Consider the following 18,138-nt stretch of genomic DNA (forward strand, 5'->3'; position numbering starts at 1 on the left):
CCTCCACGACCGTGCTCGCCACACAGTTTACCTGGACATCGTGTCCGACTTATCTCGGGGAGGCGCATTCGCCCGGCGCGTAGATCTGCGCCGGGCCCGGCGCGCTCGGCTATCTTGGGCCGATGTGCTCGCCGGAGATCGTTCGTCTCGCCCATGACGGTGCGCCGCGTCCCAGCCGGCGGGCCCTGTTCGGTCTCGCGGGCCTGACCGCGCTCGCCGCGGCGGCTCCCGCTCCCGCTGTCGCCGCGCCGCGTGCCGGGGGCGTGATCGACCTGACCCACACGCTCACACCGGAGTTGCCGGTGTGGCCGGGCAATCCGCCGATCGCCCTGGTGCCGGTGGCGTGGCACGCCTCCGGTGGCTTCGGGCAGTTCGCTCTCGGCTACTGGGAACACACCGGCACGCACCTCGACGCGCCCGCGCATCGGATCGTCGGCGGCGCGACGACGGATGCGCTGGTCGTCGACGATCTGGTCGCCCCGCTCGTGGTCATCGACATCAGCGCGAAGGCCGCCACCGAGGCCGACGCGGTGGTCACCGTCGCCGATATCGACCGATGGCGAGCACAGTTCGGGGAGATCCCCGAGCGGGCCTTCGTCGCGATGTATTCCGGCTGGGAGCGGCGCCTGGCCGAACCGTCGACCTTCCTCAACCTGGACGGTCAGGGCAGGCCGCACGCGCCGGGATTCTCGGCCGATGCCGCGGAATACCTTGTCGCGCAGTGCGGGATCGTCGGGGCGGGCGTCGATACGCTCAGCCTGGACTGCGGCGCGGACCCGGACTTCGGCGCGCACACCATGCTGCTCGGCGCGGGCCGCTACGGCGTGGAGATGCTCGCGAACCTCGCGACGGTTCCGCCGTCCGGGGCGACGGTCGTCGTTGGCGCGCCGAAACACGCGGGCGGCACGGGTGGACCGTGCCGGGTGCTCGCCCTCACCTGATCGGTTCCCACTCGGGCCTGCCGATCGAGAGCTGGTGCGCGAAAACGTTTCCCGGGTCCCGATCGGCTTTGATCCGGTGCAGCCGGGGGTAGTTGTCGCGGTAGTAGAACGCATGCCAGGGCAGGCCGGAGGTGTTCCACGCCGGGTCGGCCAGGTCGGGGTCCGGGTAGTTGATGTAGCTGCCGCCGTAGGTGTCGCCGGGGACCGGGACCCCGCCGGTGTCGGCGTGCACGTCGCGGTACATCTCGCGGGCCCAGCGCAGGAAGCGGTCGTCGCCGGTGGGCTGGCGCCAGGCGGCGTGGATGAGCATCGTCATGAACGAATCGCGCGCGGGCATGGCGGTCGCGTCGGCGGGGACGGCGTTGATCGCGCCGCCGAACGGCAGGAATTCGAGCTGGGACTCGCCGAGGAACCGGGGATTGGTGAGGTAGCGGTAGAAGATCCGGAGCTGGTCGGGCGAGTACGCCGTGCGCAGATAGGCGGCCTTCACCTTGACCCGGAGCGCACTCGGGCCCTTCGCGTAGTACACCTGGCGCACGGTGTCGGGGTAGGACAGCTGGGCGACCGGCGTCGGGATCGCCGGGGGAAAGACACCGTCGGTCACCGTCGCGACGAAGGCGTCCAGTCGAGCGCGCGCGTCGGGTACGTCGGCGTCGAGCAGGACGAGCAGCTCCGCGGCGGCGGTGCCGGTCGTCCTGATCATGAGCGGGGCGTACAGGCCGGTGAACTCGTCGCCGGGCGCGCTGTGCCGTTGGAAGAAGGCGAGGTAGTTGCCGACGAAGCGGACGAACGACTCCTCCGTCGTGACCGGCACGATCAGTCGCGTGCTGAGCATGCTGCCCGGCGGCTTCGGCAGGGCCGCGGCGGGATCGGTACCGTCGGCGCCGGGGGAGCGGAGCAGGAACCGCGTCACCACACCGAAATTGCCGCCGCCACCACCGGTGTGGGCCCACCACAGATCGCGGTCGGGTCCGTCGGGGGTCGCGAGCACCACCTTCGCCGCGCCGTCGGCGTCGACCGTCACCACTTCCACTCCGGCCAGGTGGTCGGCCACGAGTCCGTGCCGCCGCGACAGTGGGCCGTAGCCGCCACCGCAGAGATGGCCGCCCATGCCGACGCCGAGGCAGATCCCGCCCGGCACGGTGACGCCCCCGTTCCGGAGCAGTGCCTCGTAGACGGTGCCGATGTCGGCGCCTGCGCCGACCGAGAACGCGCGCAGGCGCTCGTCCCAGTACACGGCGTCGATCCTGCTCAGATCGATGAGCGACCGGGTGGCGGCGTGGTCGACGAAGTCGTCGAAGCAGTGGCCGCCCGAGCGTGCGGCGATCCGCGTCCCCTCGGCGACGGATCTCGCGACCGCGGTGCGGACCTCCTCGGTCGTCGTGGGCAAGTAGATCTTCGCGGGTCGGGCCTGGAACCGGCGGTTGTAGCCGCGCCGGGTCAGCTCCTCGTACTCGTGGTCGCCTGCACCGAGCACACGGCCCTCGGCCCGCGCGACGGGCAGCCCGAATGTGGTGACGGCGCCGCCGAGCGCGGCCGCGGCGAGCAACTGCCGACGGGAGAGCGACATCGTGCTCCTTTCGCTCGGCGCGGGTCGATCTGCTCGGACCCTAGCCGAACCGGGGTGCCGCGGGTACCCGATGCGAGTGGTCACCACATCGGGCGCGCCGCGGGCTCGCTAGCCCCGATAGACCTCGACGTACGCGTTGGTGGCGGCCGCGACGACACCCGGGCCCATGCCGGTGCACGCGGCCGAGATGCGCTGGCCCGAGGGCTCGAACGGGTAGCTGAGCACGGTGTAGGAGCCGATCGTGTACATCGGGAACGGGCCGTTGGCGTAGAAGCCGAAGCAGTCGAGGTGCAGGACGTAGTTGCTTCCGCCGTCGGGCTGACAGGTGGCCGCCGCGCCGAAGAAATCCCGTTCGACCCGGCAGTCCTGCGGTGCCGCCTGCGCGGTGCCGGAACCGATGACGGCGACGAACGCCAGGCCGCAAACCCCGGCGGCCGCGACGCGGGCGACGGCGGTGAATGTCTTGTTCATGGAACTCCTCTGTTCGGGACGATCTTCGGTGGAAGTGCTGAGTCCTGGCCATGGGGACGCTCGTGGCGCCGGTGGTGGCCGTGGCCCGCCGGGCGCGGTCCTCGGCCGCGCGGCGGGTGATCTGCGGGTCGGCAGCAGATTCGTGGTGAGCGCCTCGGTGACCGCGGCGGCGACGAGACCGGTGAGTTCGGTGGCGCGCGTGGGGTTTTCGTCGAGCATGATCAGCCAGGAGTAGAGCGGGCCGAGCAGCAGCGCCTGGACCACGGCCGGGTCCGGTGCGCGGGTCAGTTCACCGCGGGCGATCGCGCGGTCGAGCACCGTCGTGATGATGCGTCGTTCCACGGGCAGGAAGGTCGTCGCGAAACGGGTGCGTAGGCGGGGGTCGGCGCGGATGTCGGCGAGCAGGCCGGTCAGGTTGTCCGCGCCCGCGCCGCGCACCTGCGTCGCGATCTGGGTGGTGAGTGCGCGCAGATCGCCGGACAGGCTGCCGGTGTCGGCGGGCGCCGCCGCGCGCAGATCGTGGAGCAGGACGGCGAAGGTCATCTCCTGTTTGGTCGCGTAGCGGCGGTAGATGGTCGCCTTGCTCACGCCCGCGCGGGTCGCGACCGCGTCCACGGTCGACCCCGCGTACCCGCGCTCGTCGAGCACCGCACGCACCGCCGCCGCGATCGACGCGTCCACGCGTTCCTCGCGCGGTCGGCCGGCCCCTCGTCGCCCTGTCGCCACCAGGGCAGCATACGAAACTATTAGTTTCGGTATCAAGCATGCGGCGATTCCGGCGTGGTCTCAGGGCGCGGGTGGGAAGAAGTCGCGCAGCAGCGGTGTCACCGGGTTCGGGGGCAGGAGGTCGTCGAGATTGGCCAGGGCCGCGGCCGGGGGCAGGGTCCGGTCCGGCGTGCGTGCCGGGTCGTCGATTTCCGCGAGGGCGTCGGTGATGCCCTCGTCGATCGCGGCGGGCAGGTCCACCGGCAAGGTGGCGGTTTTGCTCGGGTTCAGTGGCTGGTCGAACCGCAACGGTGTCGGCTCCGCGTAGTCGGTGCGGTCGTATCCCGTCTCGATCAGGACCCGCAGCGCCGGTTCCAGCAGGACCGCGGCGGGTTCGGTGACATTCGTGGTGTTCGTGTGCTGTCCGACCGCGCGCAAGGGGTACAGCAGGGGCAAGGTGCCCTCGGGACTGGGGATCGTCTTGTAGACGGTGTCACCGTGGCTCTGGCAATTCTCGGGATGCTCATCGCAGTTCTGCTGGGCGACGAAGTCGGCCGGATCGCGGTAGCCGTAGATCGCCGCGCCCGCCTTGGGTTCGCTGCCCGCGCCGTCGCCCTTCGGCTGCAGGTAGGAGGGGTGGATCAGCAGGGTGCCCAGCAGGGCGTTCGCATCGGCGAGCACATTGAGTGGATAGGCGGGGAAGTCCGAGATGCCGTCGTACTGCATGGCGATATCCGTGGTCGCGATGCCCGTGTCGGTCGGGGTGGGCGGGCCGAAACTGATGTCGGCGACCGGGATCTCACCGAAACGCACCGGCCGTTCGATGATGCCGCCGTTGGGACGGTTCGGATTCGCGATGAGGACGAAGGTCAGCCGGTTCTTCTCCGCCGGCGTCAGCCCCGCCAGGGCGGCCTTCTCCGCACTGGCCACCGTCGCACCCTGCGAATAGCCGAAGATCACGATGCCGCCGTTCCCCGGGGCACCCAGCTGACGCGCGGCCAGCGCGCCGAGAGTGGCGACGCCGTCGGCGACCGAAGGATCCCACTTCGCCGACGACGCCCCGGGGCCCTTCGACGAGATGACCGGCCACAGCGACGCGTCATAGGGAACGGGAACGAAGGTGACGCCGGGACAAGCGTTGTCGGTACAACCGTGTGCGCCGGGAACGACGAAGTTCTGGTACGCGTTGCTCTCGAAATCGTGGGCCACCGACGGGTCGCTGGTACCCGTGCCGGGCACGATCAGCACCGTCGTCGCCGCCAGCGCGACCGCGCCGACACTCTGTATCTCCAGCCATGCCACACCCAGTGCCGTGAGAAGCGCGGCGGATGTACTCCCGCGTGCCGCTGAACGTCGTCTACCGGTTGCCGATCGATGTGTCTTTCGCGTCTTCGATGTCTGCGGCATGGGCTACCCCTTCAACGGGAGGAAGAGCGAGACCTCGGCAATTTCCGAGCAATTGTGCCAGCGGGGGTGCGGGGCGACAAGGTCGCAACGCGGATCCCGGATCGCGTGTCGGCCTCGGGATAGGGTTTCCGGGTGGTGTTCCTGCGGGCACTGGGCGCGATCGAGGTCGAGGTGGACGGGCACGTCGTGGATCTGGGCGGCCCGGTGCCGCGACGGTTCCTCGCGGCGCTGTCGACCGGCGCGGGCTCGCCGCTCTCCGATGCCGCCCTCGCCGACCTCGTGTGGGGTGCCGAGCAGCCACGACAGGCATCGGCGACCTTGCGGGTCGTCGCCTCCCGGCTCCGGTCCGCACTGGGCCCCGCTGGGCGAGAGCTGGTGCGCCGCAGGGGGTCCGGTTACCTGCTGGCACTCCCGGCCGAGCACACCGATCTCGGCAGGTTCGCCGACCTGGTCGCCGCCGGAGTGCGCGAGTTCGCCGTCGACGATCCCGTGTCCGCCGAGCGGGTACTGAGCGAAGCGCTCGCGCTGTGGCGGGGTGACCCGTGGCCGGAGCTGGAGCAGGCCGATGGTCCGCTGGCGGAGCGCATCCGGCTCAGGGAGTTGTACGAGGTCGCGATCGAGGAGCGAGCGGCGGCGCGGCTGGCGTGCGGTGAGCTCGCGACGGCGGTGGCCGATCTCGGCGAGGCGGTGACGGCCGCACCGTTCCGGGAGCGGCGCTGGGAGCTGCTGGCCTCGGCGCTGTACCGCAGCGGTCGTCAGGCGCAGGCACTGGCCGAACTGCGCCGGGTGCGCGAGCTGCTGGTGGCGGAACTGGGGGTGGAACCCGGGCCCGCGCTGCGGTCGCTCGAGCGCCGGATGCTCGAGCAGGATCCGGGTCTGCTGGTGGAATCGCCTGGCGCGCGGCCGGATTCCCCACCGGGCCGCCGCCCACCGCATCGGCGGCCGCTGTCGACCTTCCTCGGCCGCGACGACGAGCTGCGCGTGCTGGGTGAACTGCTCACCACCGAGCGACTGGTCAGCGTGGTCGGACCCGCCGGCGTGGGCAAGACCCGGTTGGCGATCGAACACTGGACCGCGGCGGAGGCGCCTGTCGACCGATGGTTCGTGCGCCTGGGTGACGTCGACGACGGCGACGCCGTGCCGACCGCGATCGCGACGACGCTGTCGCTGGTCCAGCGCACCGGCGACCCCGTGACCCAGATCTGCCGGGCGCTGGCGGCGACGCCCGGCCTGCTGGTGCTCGACAACTGTGAGCACCTGATCGAACCGGTCGCCCGCGTCGTGGTGACGGTGCTGGCCGCCTGCCCGCACCTGCGGATCCTGGCCACCAGCCGACAGCCGCTCGGTGTCGACGGCGAGCATGTGCTGGCCCTGTCGCCGCTGCCGGTGTTCGACGAAGTCGGCGACGACGGTGCCGCGGTGCGCCTGCTGTTCGATCGGGTGCGCGCCGGCCGGGCGGGCTGGCGGCCCGACGCGGCGGATCGGACGGCCGCGCACGAGATCTGCGCGATGCTGGACGGCCTGCCCCTGGCCATCGAACTGGCGGCCGCGCGCGAACGCGCGTTCGGGCTATCCGAGATCGCGACCCATCTGCGCGACCGGCGAGACGTGCTCGGTCCGACCCCGCACGGATCGCTGTCGCGGCACGCCGACTTGTCTGCGGCGATCGGGTGGAGCGTCGACGATCTGGCCCCCGGCGATCGGGCTCTGCTGGTGCGGTTGTGGCCGTTCGAGGGCGGATTCACCTGGCAGGCGGCCGCGGCGACACACCCCGATGCGGGGGTGCTCGCCCCGCTGGCCTCGCTCGTCGACCGGTCCGTGCTCACCCTCGAGCACACGCCCGCCGGCACCCGCTACCGCCTGCTGGAGACCGTCCGTGGCTACTGTCGTGGCGTCGACCCGGCCCCGGGGGCGAGCCGGGCCGGGCACGCGACCTGGGTGCGCACCTTCGCCGCCGAGAAATCGGCCTTGCTGACCGGCCATCACGCCGCAGACGCCTATCGGTCGCTGGCCGCGGAGCTGCCGAATCTCCGGGCCGGGATCGCCTACGATCTCGAGCACCATCCGGTGGCGGCCCTGCGGACCGTGGCGGCCCTGCAGTTCGCGTGGAGTGTGCTCGGCATCGTGGCGGTCGGCCGCACCCTGCTGCGCGACGCGTTGGCGGCCGCGGCCGATGCCCCCGCCGCCGATCGCGCCTTCGGGCTGCTCGGTCTGTCGATCGTGTCGTTCCACGCCGGGGAGCCCGCGGACGCGCTCGCGAGCGCCGACGCCGCCATGGCCGTCCTGGGCGGACCGGAGGCCGAGCGGGAATTGTGGTTGTCCGCCTTGATGTATCGCGCACTGGCGTGGACCGCGCTCGGTGACCCGGCGACCGCGCGGGTGGCGGTCGACGTGCTCGTCGCGGAGGTCGACCGGCTGCCGACGCCGGAGTGGATCCGCGGCTGCGCGGAGTTCGGCACGGGCACCGTGCTGCTACTGGAGGGCCGTCGGACCGAGGCCGTGCGCCTGCTGCGGGTGGCCCGCGAACGCAGCGCCGACTGCGGTCACCTGTGGTGTGAAGGCATGGCCGATGTGGTGCTGGCCTGGGCGATCCTGGCCGACCCGGACGACACCGACGGCGCCGCCGCAGCTCTCACCGCCCTCGATCGCGCGCTGGGGGTGTTCGCCCGGCAGTCGAACATCGCCGACGCGCTGGGTGCGGTGTACGCCGCGTCGTACGCGCTCATGGCACGGGGCCGACCGGAGCAGGCGCTGCGGGTGCGCGCGGCGGCACTGCACCACTCCGCGCGAGTCGGCGCCGACCCACGCCGCTACGTCCAGTTCGCCCATCCCGCGATCGTCGCGCGGATGGACCGGCTGCTGGCCGCCCACTCGCGACCGGACGAGCTGACCGACGGGGCGGCGCTGAGCTGGCCCGCGGTGATCGATCTGGTCGGTGCGCTGGCCCGGGCCGACCGGCCGGAGCTCGGGCCTGGGCCGCCGTCGCTGTAGCGGGACTGAAACACCCGGGCGCGACAGTCGAGAGGAGCCGCCGACCGGCCGCTCGCACCGACACCGTGAGGGCCGAACCATGTCTGATCCCCAGCACGCGCGCACCTTCGAACTCTGTGCCGCGACGACCGTCTTCCGGCCCGCCGCGCAGGTCTGGGCGGTCCTCGCCGACTACGCCAACGACCCGCGGTGGCGCACCGGAGTGGTCGCGATGACCGCCGACCCACCCGGCATCTCCACCGCGGCGACCCGCACCACCGAGGAACTCCGTTTCGCCGGGCGTACCTGGCGGACGCGGGGCGAGGTCGGCACCGTCGTTCCGGGCACCCGCCTGACCTGGCGCACCGTCAGCGGAGCGGACGCGGACGGCGCGCGCACCGTCACCGCACTCGCGCCCGGCCGCTGCGCGGTCCGCCTCGACCTGCGGGTGCGACCGCACGGACTGCAACGGCTCTTCGGCTCGCTCCTGGCACGCATGCTGCAACACAACCTCACCCGCGACGTCGAGGCACTCCGCGAACTGGTCGAAGCCACACCGTCCCGGTCCGCTGACGAGCGGACATCCGGGTCGCAGGTCAGTGGGCCAGTTTGAGGCCGACGACGCCGGTGACGATCATGGTCAGGAACACCAGCTTGACGATCGTGATCGGTTCCTCGCCGGTGGCCATGGCGTAGGTGACGGTGAGGACCGCGCCGATGCCCACCCAGACCGCGTAGGCGGTGCCGACGGGTAGTTCGCGCAGGGCGAAGGCCAATCCGGCCATACTCGCGATGAGCGCGACGAAGAACACCACCGACGGCACCAGCCGGGCGAAGCCTTCGGATTTGCCCAGCGCGGTCGCCCACACGGCTTCCAGGAATCCGGACACGACGAGCAGAATCCACGACATCACAGCCCTCCTCGGGCCGTCTTGTCGCACTCCGGGTACGGCACCCCTCGTCCGGAAGCCCGAAGTCCGGGCTCTTCTCCACCATGGCACGCCGGTTACCGGGCGGCAAGCGTTGGTGGTCGGGCTCACCGGGAGTGTCGGTGGCCCGCCGTAAACTCGCGTGCGTGGGGAGGATTCGCGCATTCGCCGGTGGATTTCTGCTGACGCTGCCGAGCGTGGCGCTCAACGGTGTGCTGGTGTGCGTCGTCGGCGTCGCCGTCGGTCGCTGGGCGGCGGCGATCGTGCTCGCGCTGTGGTTCGTGATCGGGTGCGGGGTGGCCAGTGCCGCGTGGTTCCACCCGAACCGGGGCCAGGCGGCGGCCGCCTATGGCTTCCGCAAGCCGGTCGGCGCGGAACCGGACCTGCTCGCGACCGCGTGGTCCGACGTCACCCGGACCGCCGGCGTCGACGGCTGGCCCTACTCGCTGTGGGTGCAGCAATCGGGCACGCTCAACGCGTTCGCCGCGCCCGCGCGGATGGTCGCGGTGACGAGCTGGGCGATCGGGTCGCTGCGGCCACGGCAATTGGCGGCGGTGCTCGCCCATGAACTCGCCCATCACCTGATGCTGGATCCACGGTTGCGGCTGCTCGAGGAGTGGGTCGCGCTCCCGGCCCGCATGGTGCGCGCGATCGGCAAGATCCCGGTCCGCGCGGCACGGGGACCCGGGGTCGTCCGGTTCCTGATCCGGTCGGCGATCTCGGCCGCGCTGCTGGTGGTCGCGGCGGTCGTGCTGACGCCGCGCATCGGCGTGCCGGTCGTGGTCGTGCTGATCGGCCTGCTCGTCCTGGAACAGCTGACGGCGGCGGCGCGCTCGCGGCGCGCGGAGTTCGCCGCCGACCGGATGGCGGTCGAGTTCGGGTACGGCCGCGATCTCCATGGCGCACTGCGGAAGTGGCTGCCGTACGAGACCTCACCGGAGTCGGCCTTGCTCGCGGCCAGGGCCCGCTGGCTGGGCACCCATCCGCCGACAACGGAACGGCTGCAGGCGATTCGGCGCATCGCCGCGGCCTGATCGCCTGCAGCCGACGATCGGGGAAGAGGCGCACCCGCCGGAGGAACAGTCGGCGGGTGCGCCGGATCAGTGGCGGCCACGAAGCGATCCGCACCGCGAGGGCAGCTCGGGGTGCGGGTCCGCGGGGCGCGAGGTGCCGCCGCGGGCGTCGGGTTCGCTCGGTCGGCGGGGCCGGGCACCTGATCCGGCACCGATACTGCCGCCGCCCTCGTGAGGATTTCGTGAGCGGCCGGGCGGGTGGCGCACCCTCCTCGCCGGAGCTGTCGGTGGGCATCGGTAGCGTCGCGTGCTGTGGAAACAGGGGAACGTATCCAGGAACTCGCCGATCGCATCGTGGCGCTGCGCGACGCCTACTACCAGGGCTCGCCACTGGTCGCCGATGCCGAGTACGACACGATCGAGGACGAGTTGCGTGCGCTGATCGCGGCGCACCCCGAACTCACGCCCGACCCGAACCCGCTCGACCAGGTCGGCGCGCCCGCGGTGCTGCACGCGCCGGTCCGGCACGCGCGGCCCATGCTGTCGCTCGAGAAGGCCACGAAGCCCGAGCAGGTCGAGGCGTTCTTCCAGCGCTTCCCCGGGCAGCCGGTGGTGGTGATGCCGAAACTGGACGGCCTGTCGCTGTCGCTGGTCTTCGAGGACGGGCGCCTGGTGCGGGCGGTGACGCGCGGCGACGGCACCACCGGTGACGACGTGACCATGCTGGTCCGCGCCCTGGTCGACGGCGTTCCCGAGCGGATCGAGCTGCCCGGACGCGTGGAGGTGCGCGGCGAGGCGGTGATGCTGCGGTCGACCTTCGCCGCCTACAACGCCGCCCACCCGGACAAACCGCTGATCAATCCGCGCAATGCCGCGGCGGGCACGCTGCGAGCCAAGGACCCGGCCACGGTCGCCGAACGCCGCCTGCAGTTCTTCGGCTTCGACCTCGACACCGCCGACGGTGGCGCCGCCCACGATCTCGGCGCGGGGTTGCTGGCGCTGGGCGTGGAGGGTGCGCGGATGCGGGTGTGCGCCGACGCCACCGCGGCGCAGGCGGCGATCACCGAGATCGAGCAGGGCCGCAACGACCTGGACTACGACATCGACGGCGCGGTCTTGCGCCTGGCCGACCGGGACGCCTACGCGGCGGCCGGAACCCGGTCCAATTCGCCGCGCGGCGCGCTCGCGTTCAAGTTCGCCGCCGAGGAGAAGACCACGCTGCTGGCCGACGTCGTCTGGGATGTCGGCAAGACCGGCAAGATCGTCCCGGTCGCCTGGCTGGAACCGGTGTTCGTCGGTGGCACCACCGTCACCAAGGCCACGCTGGCCAACCAGGAGGTGATCCGCGCCCGCGACATCAAGATCGGCGACACCGTGCTGGTGCGCCGCGCCGGTGACGTGATCCCGTTCGTGGCCGGCGTGCTCGACGCGGCGAAGCGCACCGGCGCGGAGCGCGAGATCGTGCCACCCACCGTGTGCCCCTCGTGCGGGCAGCCGGTGACCGAACAGGGCAACAGCCGAGAGCTGTTCTGTACCAACGTCGCCTGTCCCGCCCAGACGGTGCGCAGGCTCATCCACTGGGCCTCGCGCGCGGCGGCCGACATCGACGCCATCGGTCAGGTGTGGATCGAACGCCTCGCCGAGGCGGGCATCCTGGAGCACCCGTCGGACTTCTACACCCTCACCCAGGAGCGCCTGCTCGAGTTCGATCGGATCGGCGAGGTATCGGCCGCGCGGATGATCGAATCCATCGACGCGAGCCGCCGGGTCGGCCTGCGCCGCGCGCTGATCGGGCTGGCCATCCCGATGGCCTCCGACGGCACCGCCGCCAGGTTGGCCAGGGCCGGATTCGGCTCGCTGGAGGAGGTCGCCGACGCGGGCGAGGAACGGCTCGTCGCGGTGGACGACATCGGCCCGAAGGTCGCCGCCTCCCTGGTCGCGCACCTCACCCGGCTACGCCCGGAGCTGGACCGGTTGCGGGCGGCCGGTGTCGACCTGGACGTGCGCGAAGAAGACCTCGCCCCGGTCGTCGCGGCAGGCGCGCCGCTGGCGGGCAAGACGGTCGTCATCACCGGCGCCATCAGCGACCCGCGGTCGGGGGAGAAGGTCGCCCGCCCGACCTTCCAGCGGCTGTGCGAGCAGGCGGGCGCGACCGCGGCCTCCTCGGTCTCGGCCAACACCGATCTGCTCATCACCGGCGCCGGTGTCGGTGACAGCAAGCTGGCCAAGGCCGAGAAGCTCGGCGTGGAGGTCGTCGACCAGGGCGAGATCTGGAACCTGCTGATCGACGCCAAGGTCGTCTAGACCGGACGCTCGGCGGCCCGGCCCGGGCTGGGTCGCCGAGCGCCGGTGCCGGCGTCACTCGTCCGGCGTCAGGATCTCGACGTAGCCGTCGGTGCCGTGCACGCGGATGCGCTGCCCGTCGCGGATCAGCGTGGTGGCGTGCTCCACGCCGACGACGGCGGGAAGGCCGTACTCGCGGGCGATCACCGCGCCGTGGGTCATCAGGCCGCCGACCTCGGTCACCAGGCCGCGGATCGCGACGAACAGCGGCGTCCAGCTGGGGTCGGTGTAGGCGGTCACCAGGATGTCGCCCGGGTCGAGATCGGCCTGCCCGATATCGGACACGACGCGCGCGCGGCCCTCGATCGTCCCGGCGGACACCGCCATCCCTGGCAGCGCGCCCGGCGGCAGGTCCGCGCGCCGGTAGGCGCCGGTGAGAGCCTCGCCGTCGGAGGTGAGCACCCGGGGCGGGGTGAGCGTTCGATACGAGCGGAACGCGTCCTTGCGCTCGTCGATGAGTTCGGCGTCGGCCTGCTGCGTGCGGACCACCTCGCCGAGCTCGTCGAACCGGAGGTAGTAGATGTCCTCGGGGTCGCGCAGCACGCCGTCGCGCACGAGCCGGTCGGCTTCGCGCAGCAGCGCCTGCTTGTAGACGAAGTAGCGGCTCACCATGCCGTATTTCGGATACTCCCGATACCCGGAGTACGTGCGGAGGCGATCGATCATCGCCGCGGTCTCCGTGGCTTTCGCTGCCCCGTCCGGGAGGGCGCGCACGCGATCGAGGAGCCGGTGCTTCGCCTGCTCGGCGTCGCGCAGGCCGTCGTCGAAGCGCTGCTTGCCCGCGCCGGGCCCGAAGTTCTTGATATTGCCCAGGATCGTGGGCACGAGCGTGGTGGGGCTTTCGCTCCAGCGGGGCCGGGTGATGTCGATCTCGCCGACACAGCGCATGCCGTACCGGTCGAGGAACCCCTCGAGCGCGGCCCGGGCCGCAGTCCCACCGGCGCGTGCGCCCAGCTGATCGAGGAAGTCGTCGCGCTCCGCACCCGTCTGCTCCACCTCGCGCAGGTAGGCCACGACCTCCGGGTGCGGCCGGATCGCATCGGCGACGTCCAGCAGGGCCAGCCCCATTTCCGAGGTCACATTGCCCGGAACCGACTGCAGCAGTATGTCGGCGGCGTTCTTCTCGCCTAGCCAGTCCGACAGCCGGTCGTTGAGCCACTCGGTGGACTCCATCGCGGACATGATGGCCTGCAGGCTGCGCGGCGCGAACACCGTCCGCTGCAACTCCTGGATATCGGCCAGGAGGAAGTCGATCAGCGCCGGGCCCGCGTAGGCCGGGATCTCGCGCCGCAGCGTGGCGATGGAGCCGTCGATATCGGCGACCAGTGCGGCGACGAGGGCGGGATCGGCCTCGATCGGCGCACGGGCCGCGCCCGGTGCGGGGACACCGGCGGGTGCGCGGACCGCGACGTCGTCGGTCGCCGGGCGCAGGAAGTCATCGCGCTCGACCACGGACCGCAGCGCGTCGCCGATCAGCGGATCGGACTTGCCCAGCCCGTCGATGAGACCGGTGCGGATCGCCGGTGCCGCCAGCATTTCGGTGACATCGACGAACAGCCGACCGCCCGCGTCCCGCATCGGCGCGCGACTCGTCAACTGCCACAGCGAGATTCCCAGTGGCTTCATCGCGTCGGTCATCATCTGCTGGTGGCCCACCGACACGTAGACGCGGTTCTCCGCGTCGGCGGCCACCGGAACGGGGAACAGCGTGGTGATCGGCCTGCTCTGCACGATCCGCGGGTCCGGACCGTCCAGGCACCATTCGATGTCCTGCGGACTGCCGAAATGCGCTTCGATCCGGCGGCCGAGCCGGGCCAGCCGCAGTACCTCGGCCTCCGACAGCACGGGGTCGGTGCGGTGCTCCTCGGGAATCTCGCGCACCCGGGTGCCGCCCTCCGGCGCCGGCTCGACAGCGAGTTTCTTGGTGGCGATCGTCCGCTCGGTGACGGCGTCGTCGCGGACCCGGTAGATGTCGGCGTCGACGAGACCGGAGACGAGCGCTTCGCCGAGACCGAATCCGGCATCGATGCAGGCCACGGTCCGGTCGGAGGTGACGGGGTCGGCCGTGACCAGAATGCCCGAGGCGCGCGGGAACACCATCCGCTGCACGACCACTGCCATCCGCATCGGCTGCTCGCCGAGGTCGTTGCGCAGTCGGTAGGTGACGGCCCGTTCGGTGAACAGCGAACCCCAGCACCGGCTGACGTTCGCGAGGATCGCCGCGGGCCCGACGACGTTCAGGAACGTGTCCTGCTGACCCGCGAACGACGCGGTCGGCAGGTCCTCGGCCGTCGCGCTGGACCGGACCGCGTAGGCGCCGTCGACCCCGAGCCGGGCGTGCGCGCCGAGGATCTCGGCCGCGATGTGCCCGGGCACGACCAGGTCTTCGAGCGCGCGACGAACACGGGCGCTGACGGCGGCGATACCCGCCCGGTCGTCGGCCGTGAGCCGCGATACCTCCTCGAACAGACCCTCGATGGCGGGTGCGCCCGTCACCGCCTCGGCGAAGGCTTCGGTCGTGACGCAGAAGCCCGCAGGCACGTCGACTCCGTCGATCCGGGCCAGCTCACCGAGGTTCGCGCCCTTGCCGCCGACGATTGCGACCCGGGTGCGATCGATCTCCCCGAAATCCAGTACATAGGCCATCCCCGCTACTCCTCACCTGGTGGTTTCGGTATTTCGCGAGCGATTATGGACCACGATTGCGCGCCTCATGAGGACCCGGATTCGTGTATACAGTAGAAGGGGGAGGCAAGCAGCCGATCGTTCAGCGGAGTCCCGGTCGATCGGTGCGCAGCCGGGCATGCAGGTGCATGTCGTGATAGCCGTCGCGGTGGCGCCCAGCCCCGCGCAGCGTTCCTTCCAAGACGAATCCGCATTTGGCCGCCACCCGGCACGACGGCGCGTTGTGGACCGAATGCGTGAGCTGGATGCGGTCGAAACCGATGTCCTCGAACGCCCATCGGGTGAGGATGTGGGCGGCGCGGGGCGCTATCTCGTGACCGCGCCAGGCGGGCAGCGTCCAGTACGCGAGTTCGGTGTGGCCTTCGCCGAGGTCGCTGCGGCGCAAGCCGATCCGCCCCGCCACCTCGTCGTCGACGGTGACGGCCCACTGCCCGTTACCGGCCGACCACGCCGTGCGCCACCGCTCGATCCACCGGCGCACCTGGCCGACGGATTCGGCGGTGCGAACGTGCCAGCGGCTGATCGCCGCGTCCTGAAACGCCCGGTACACGATGGGCGCGTCGGCCTCGGCCCACGGCCGCAGGGTCAGGCCGTCGACGCCGGAGAGATGCGGTTGCGGTGTCGCGGCGAATCGATCGGGATCCACCACGGGCGGCAGCAGTTCGGGCATACCCCCAGTGTCCACGCGCCTCGGCGTCGATGTGGGACAGTCGATCTCAGATAATCGGCGGAACCTGCTCGGCGGGCAGGGGCGGCGGCGGTGGGGTGCCGTCGCCGAACGGGCGACCGCCCAGTTCCTCGCGGTGGTGCGGCGTCAGCCAGTTCGACAGCTCCGGCCCCGCCGGGATGATGCCGGTGGGGTTGATGTCGCGATGGACGACGTAGTAGTGCTCCTTGATCTGACCGAAATCGATGGTGTCGCCGAAGCCGGGGGTCTGGAACAGGTCGCGCGCGTAGGCCCACAGCACCGGCATCTCGGTGAGTTTGCTGCGGTTGCATTTGAAATGGCCGTGATAGACGGGATCGAAGCGGGCGAGTGTGGTGAACAGGCGCACGTCGGCCTCGGTGATGGTGTCGCCGACCAGGTAGCGCTGGGTGCTCAGCCGCTCGGTGAGCCGGTCGAGGGCGTCGAACAGGCGCGTGTAGGCGGCGTCGTAGGCGTCCTGGGCGCCGGCGAATCCGCAGCGGTAGACACCGTTGTTGACGTTGCGGAACACGTCGAGGTTGATCTCGTCGATCTCGTCCCGCAGCGGCTCCGGATACAGCTGCGGAGCGCCCTGGCGGTGGAACGCGGTCCACTCGGTGGAGAAGTCGAGGGTGATCTGGGCGTAGTCGTTGGTGGCCACCTGCCCGGTCGGGATGTCGACCACCGCGGGCACGGTGATCCCGCGCGGATAGTCCGGGAACCGGGCCAGATACGCGTCGCGCAGCCGGTGGATGCCCAGGACCGGATCGAACCCGCCCGGGTCCAGATCGAAGGTCCAGCTGAGCTTGTCGTGGGTCGGCCCGCACAGGCCCAGGGAGAGCACCGGCTCGAGGCCGAGCAACCGGCGCACGATCAGCGTCCGGTTGGCCCAGGGGCAGGCCCTGGCCGCGACGAGCCGGTAGCGCCCCGGTTCGACGGGGTAACCGTCGCGACCGTCGGCGGTGATCCGCGTCGTGATGTAGTTCGTATCGCGACGGAATTCGCCCGGCTCGACGTAGGTACCCGCATCGGCATCGCTCACCGGCCCAGTCTGGCAGACTCCTCGGCCGCCGGTTCCGGGACCGGACGCGCGGCCGCGTCGGTGTCCGCCAGCGCCCGGCGTACGCCGACGGGCCCGAGCCCGCGCGACAGCCCGAGAATCAGTGCGGCACAACCGAGTCCGGACAGGACCAGGCTCGTCGCGAACAGGGCGGGATAGCCCGCGAGGTCGCCGATCACCCCGGCCGCCAGCCCCGCCATCCCCTGGACGACGACGATGGCGCAGGCGAGCAGGGTGTAGTCGCTGCCCGCGTGATCGGTGTCGGCGGCGTCCATCATCAGCGCGAACACCGCGACGGTGGCGGCGCCGCCGAAGACGTGCTCGGCCAGGCTCGCGGTGACGAGCAGTTCGAATCCGCCGACGCCGAGGGCCGCGAACAGATACAGCGCGATGCTCGCGGTCTGGGTGACCCCGCCGATCAGCAGCGCGTGCCTGCGGCCGAAGCGGTAGGCGAGCCAGCCGCCGATGGCCGCGCCCGCCAGGGCACCCGCCGAGGAGAGCACCCCCTTGATCAGCGCGATCTGGCCGAGATCGAGCCCGGCGTCGGACAGGAACGGGCCGGTCAGCGCCGAGGCCATCGAATCACCGAACTTGAACGCGCCGATCAGCGCGATGAACGCGAGGACGCCCGGCCTGCGCAGCCGGGTCCACCAGGTGCCGAGCAGGCGGGCGGGATGCGGGCGCGGCGGGCGGTCGACGACCGGTTCGCGCAGCAGCCACACCGGAATCGTGGTCGCCACGATCAGCACCGCCATGGCGAGGAACAGCACCCGCCACCCGGCCAGGGCGAACAACCACAGCAGCGCCCCGCCACCGACGATCATGCCGACGCGGTAGGCACCGACCTGGATGCCGTTGCCCAGTCCACGCTGGCGCGGACCGAGCAGACGCACGGCGAGTCCGTCGGTGGCCACGTCCTGGGTCGCCGACAGCAGGTTCACCACCACGATGCCGACGAACAGCCACCGCAGCGACGACGACAGGTCAAGGCACGCCAGCAGCATCGCCACCGCGGCCGCGGACAGCTGCAGCACCAGCAGCCACGTCCGCCGGGTGCCGTACCGGTCGACATAGGGCGCCCACAGGAACTTCAGCGCCCAGGGCAGGAACAGCACACCCGACGCGCTGATCGCCACCAGCGAATAGCCCGATTCGCGCAGCACCACCGGCAGCGCCTGGGTGAAGAAGCCGAACGGCAGACCCTGCGCGAAGTACAGCGCGGACAGCAGAACCAGCGTGCCGGTCGTGAAGACACCCGGTCGGGTGGCGGTGCTCATGCCGACATCGTCGCAGAGACCCCGCCGGGGCACAGGTCCCCGGCTCGGCCTGATCGCCACGGGCCCGGCCCGCTTTGCGATC

General features: G+C 71.4%; 13 protein-coding genes and 1 riboswitch. Of the genes, 5 read left to right on the plus strand and 8 right to left on the minus strand.

Going from position 1 to position 18,138, the window contains the following annotated elements; genetic code table 11:
- Window positions 1–122 precede the first annotated feature (122 nt).
- Window positions 123–941 (plus strand): cyclase family protein, encoded by an 819-nt coding sequence (locus tag ACFYWJ_RS21255; protein WP_355272441.1) that lies wholly within the window; start codon window positions 123–125, stop codon window positions 939–941.
- Here ACFYWJ_RS21255 and ACFYWJ_RS21260 read toward each other — a convergent pair.
- The 3 genes from ACFYWJ_RS21260 to ACFYWJ_RS21270 all read right to left on the minus strand — a co-directional run bounded on the left by ACFYWJ_RS21260 (window position 934) and on the right by ACFYWJ_RS21270 (window position 4,989).
- Window positions 934–2,511: an FAD-binding protein gene (locus ACFYWJ_RS21260; RefSeq protein ID WP_355272440.1), complete on the minus strand. Its 1,578-nt coding sequence runs from the start codon at window positions 2,509–2,511 to the stop codon at window positions 934–936. The two genes, ACFYWJ_RS21255 and ACFYWJ_RS21260, sit on opposite strands and share 8 nt — an antisense overlap.
- A 108-nt stretch (window positions 2,512–2,619) precedes the next feature.
- Complete coding sequence (locus tag ACFYWJ_RS21265; RefSeq protein WP_355272439.1) at window positions 2,620–3,663, minus strand: TetR/AcrR family transcriptional regulator; 1,044 nt, start codon at window positions 3,661–3,663, stop codon at window positions 2,620–2,622.
- A gap of 105 nt (window positions 3,664–3,768) precedes the next feature.
- Window positions 3,769–4,989, minus strand: a complete 1,221-nt coding sequence (locus ACFYWJ_RS21270; RefSeq protein WP_355272437.1) for a PE-PPE domain-containing protein — start codon at window positions 4,987–4,989, stop codon at window positions 3,769–3,771.
- A 237-nt stretch (window positions 4,990–5,226) separates the two neighbouring features.
- On the opposite strand from ACFYWJ_RS21270, the gene ACFYWJ_RS21275 reads away from it, so the two are divergent.
- Complete coding sequence (locus ACFYWJ_RS21275; RefSeq protein ID WP_355272435.1) at window positions 5,227–8,085, plus strand: BTAD domain-containing putative transcriptional regulator; 2,859 nt, start codon at window positions 5,227–5,229, stop codon at window positions 8,083–8,085.
- Between the two features lie 79 nt (window positions 8,086–8,164).
- Entirely contained in the window at window positions 8,165–8,677 is a 513-nt protein-coding gene (locus ACFYWJ_RS21280) for an SRPBCC family protein (RefSeq protein WP_355272434.1), read from the plus strand.
- On the opposite strand, the gene ACFYWJ_RS21285 is transcribed toward ACFYWJ_RS21280, so the two are convergent.
- Window positions 8,661–8,975 (minus strand): multidrug efflux SMR transporter, encoded by a 315-nt coding sequence (locus tag ACFYWJ_RS21285; RefSeq protein WP_355272432.1) that lies wholly within the window; start codon window positions 8,973–8,975, stop codon window positions 8,661–8,663. The two genes, ACFYWJ_RS21280 and ACFYWJ_RS21285, sit on opposite strands and share 17 nt — an antisense overlap.
- Before the next feature lie 10 nt (window positions 8,976–8,985).
- A riboswitch (guanidine-III (ykkC-III) riboswitch) is annotated at window positions 8,986–9,052 on the minus strand.
- A gap of 87 nt (window positions 9,053–9,139) precedes the next feature.
- On the opposite strand from ACFYWJ_RS21285, the gene ACFYWJ_RS21290 reads away from it, so the two are divergent.
- Together ACFYWJ_RS21290 and ligA are read left to right on the plus strand one after the other, a co-directional pair.
- Window positions 9,140–10,027, plus strand: coding sequence for a M48 family metalloprotease (locus ACFYWJ_RS21290; protein ID WP_355272430.1), 888 nt, complete (start codon window positions 9,140–9,142; stop codon window positions 10,025–10,027).
- A gap of 291 nt (window positions 10,028–10,318) precedes the next feature.
- Window positions 10,319–12,310, plus strand: a complete 1,992-nt coding sequence (gene ligA / locus ACFYWJ_RS21295) for an NAD-dependent DNA ligase LigA (RefSeq protein ID WP_355272428.1) — start codon at window positions 10,319–10,321, stop codon at window positions 12,308–12,310.
- 54 nt (window positions 12,311–12,364) lie between these two features.
- Here the strand turns inward: ligA and rph are convergent, their stop codons facing one another.
- From rph to ACFYWJ_RS21315, 4 genes are all read right to left on the minus strand, one after another.
- A complete protein-coding gene (gene rph, locus ACFYWJ_RS21300) occupies window positions 12,365–14,995 on the minus strand; it encodes a rifamycin-inactivating phosphotransferase (RefSeq protein ID WP_355272426.1) in 2,631 nt (876 codons plus the stop codon).
- A 121-nt stretch (window positions 14,996–15,116) separates the two neighbouring features.
- Window positions 15,117–15,704 carry a GNAT family N-acetyltransferase gene (locus ACFYWJ_RS21305; protein ID WP_355272424.1) on the minus strand — a complete coding sequence of 196 codons (588 nt, stop codon included), beginning with the start codon at window positions 15,702–15,704 and terminating at the stop codon, window positions 15,117–15,119.
- 46 nt (window positions 15,705–15,750) lie between these two features.
- The gene (locus ACFYWJ_RS21310) at window positions 15,751–16,761 is read right to left on the minus strand and encodes a glutathione S-transferase C-terminal domain-containing protein (protein ID WP_355272422.1); all 1,011 of its coding nucleotides are present in this window, start codon (window positions 16,759–16,761) and stop codon (window positions 15,751–15,753) included.
- Window positions 16,758–18,056, minus strand: a complete 1,299-nt coding sequence (locus ACFYWJ_RS21315) for an MFS transporter (RefSeq protein ID WP_355272420.1) — start codon at window positions 18,054–18,056, stop codon at window positions 16,758–16,760. The genes ACFYWJ_RS21310 and ACFYWJ_RS21315 overlap by 4 nt, the downstream gene beginning before the upstream one ends.
- Window positions 18,057–18,138: the final 82 nt, after the last annotated feature.

The sequence above is a fragment of the Nocardia sp. NPDC003269 genome (assembly GCF_042888005.1).
Classification (GTDB): domain Bacteria; phylum Actinomycetota; class Actinomycetes; order Mycobacteriales; family Mycobacteriaceae; genus Nocardia.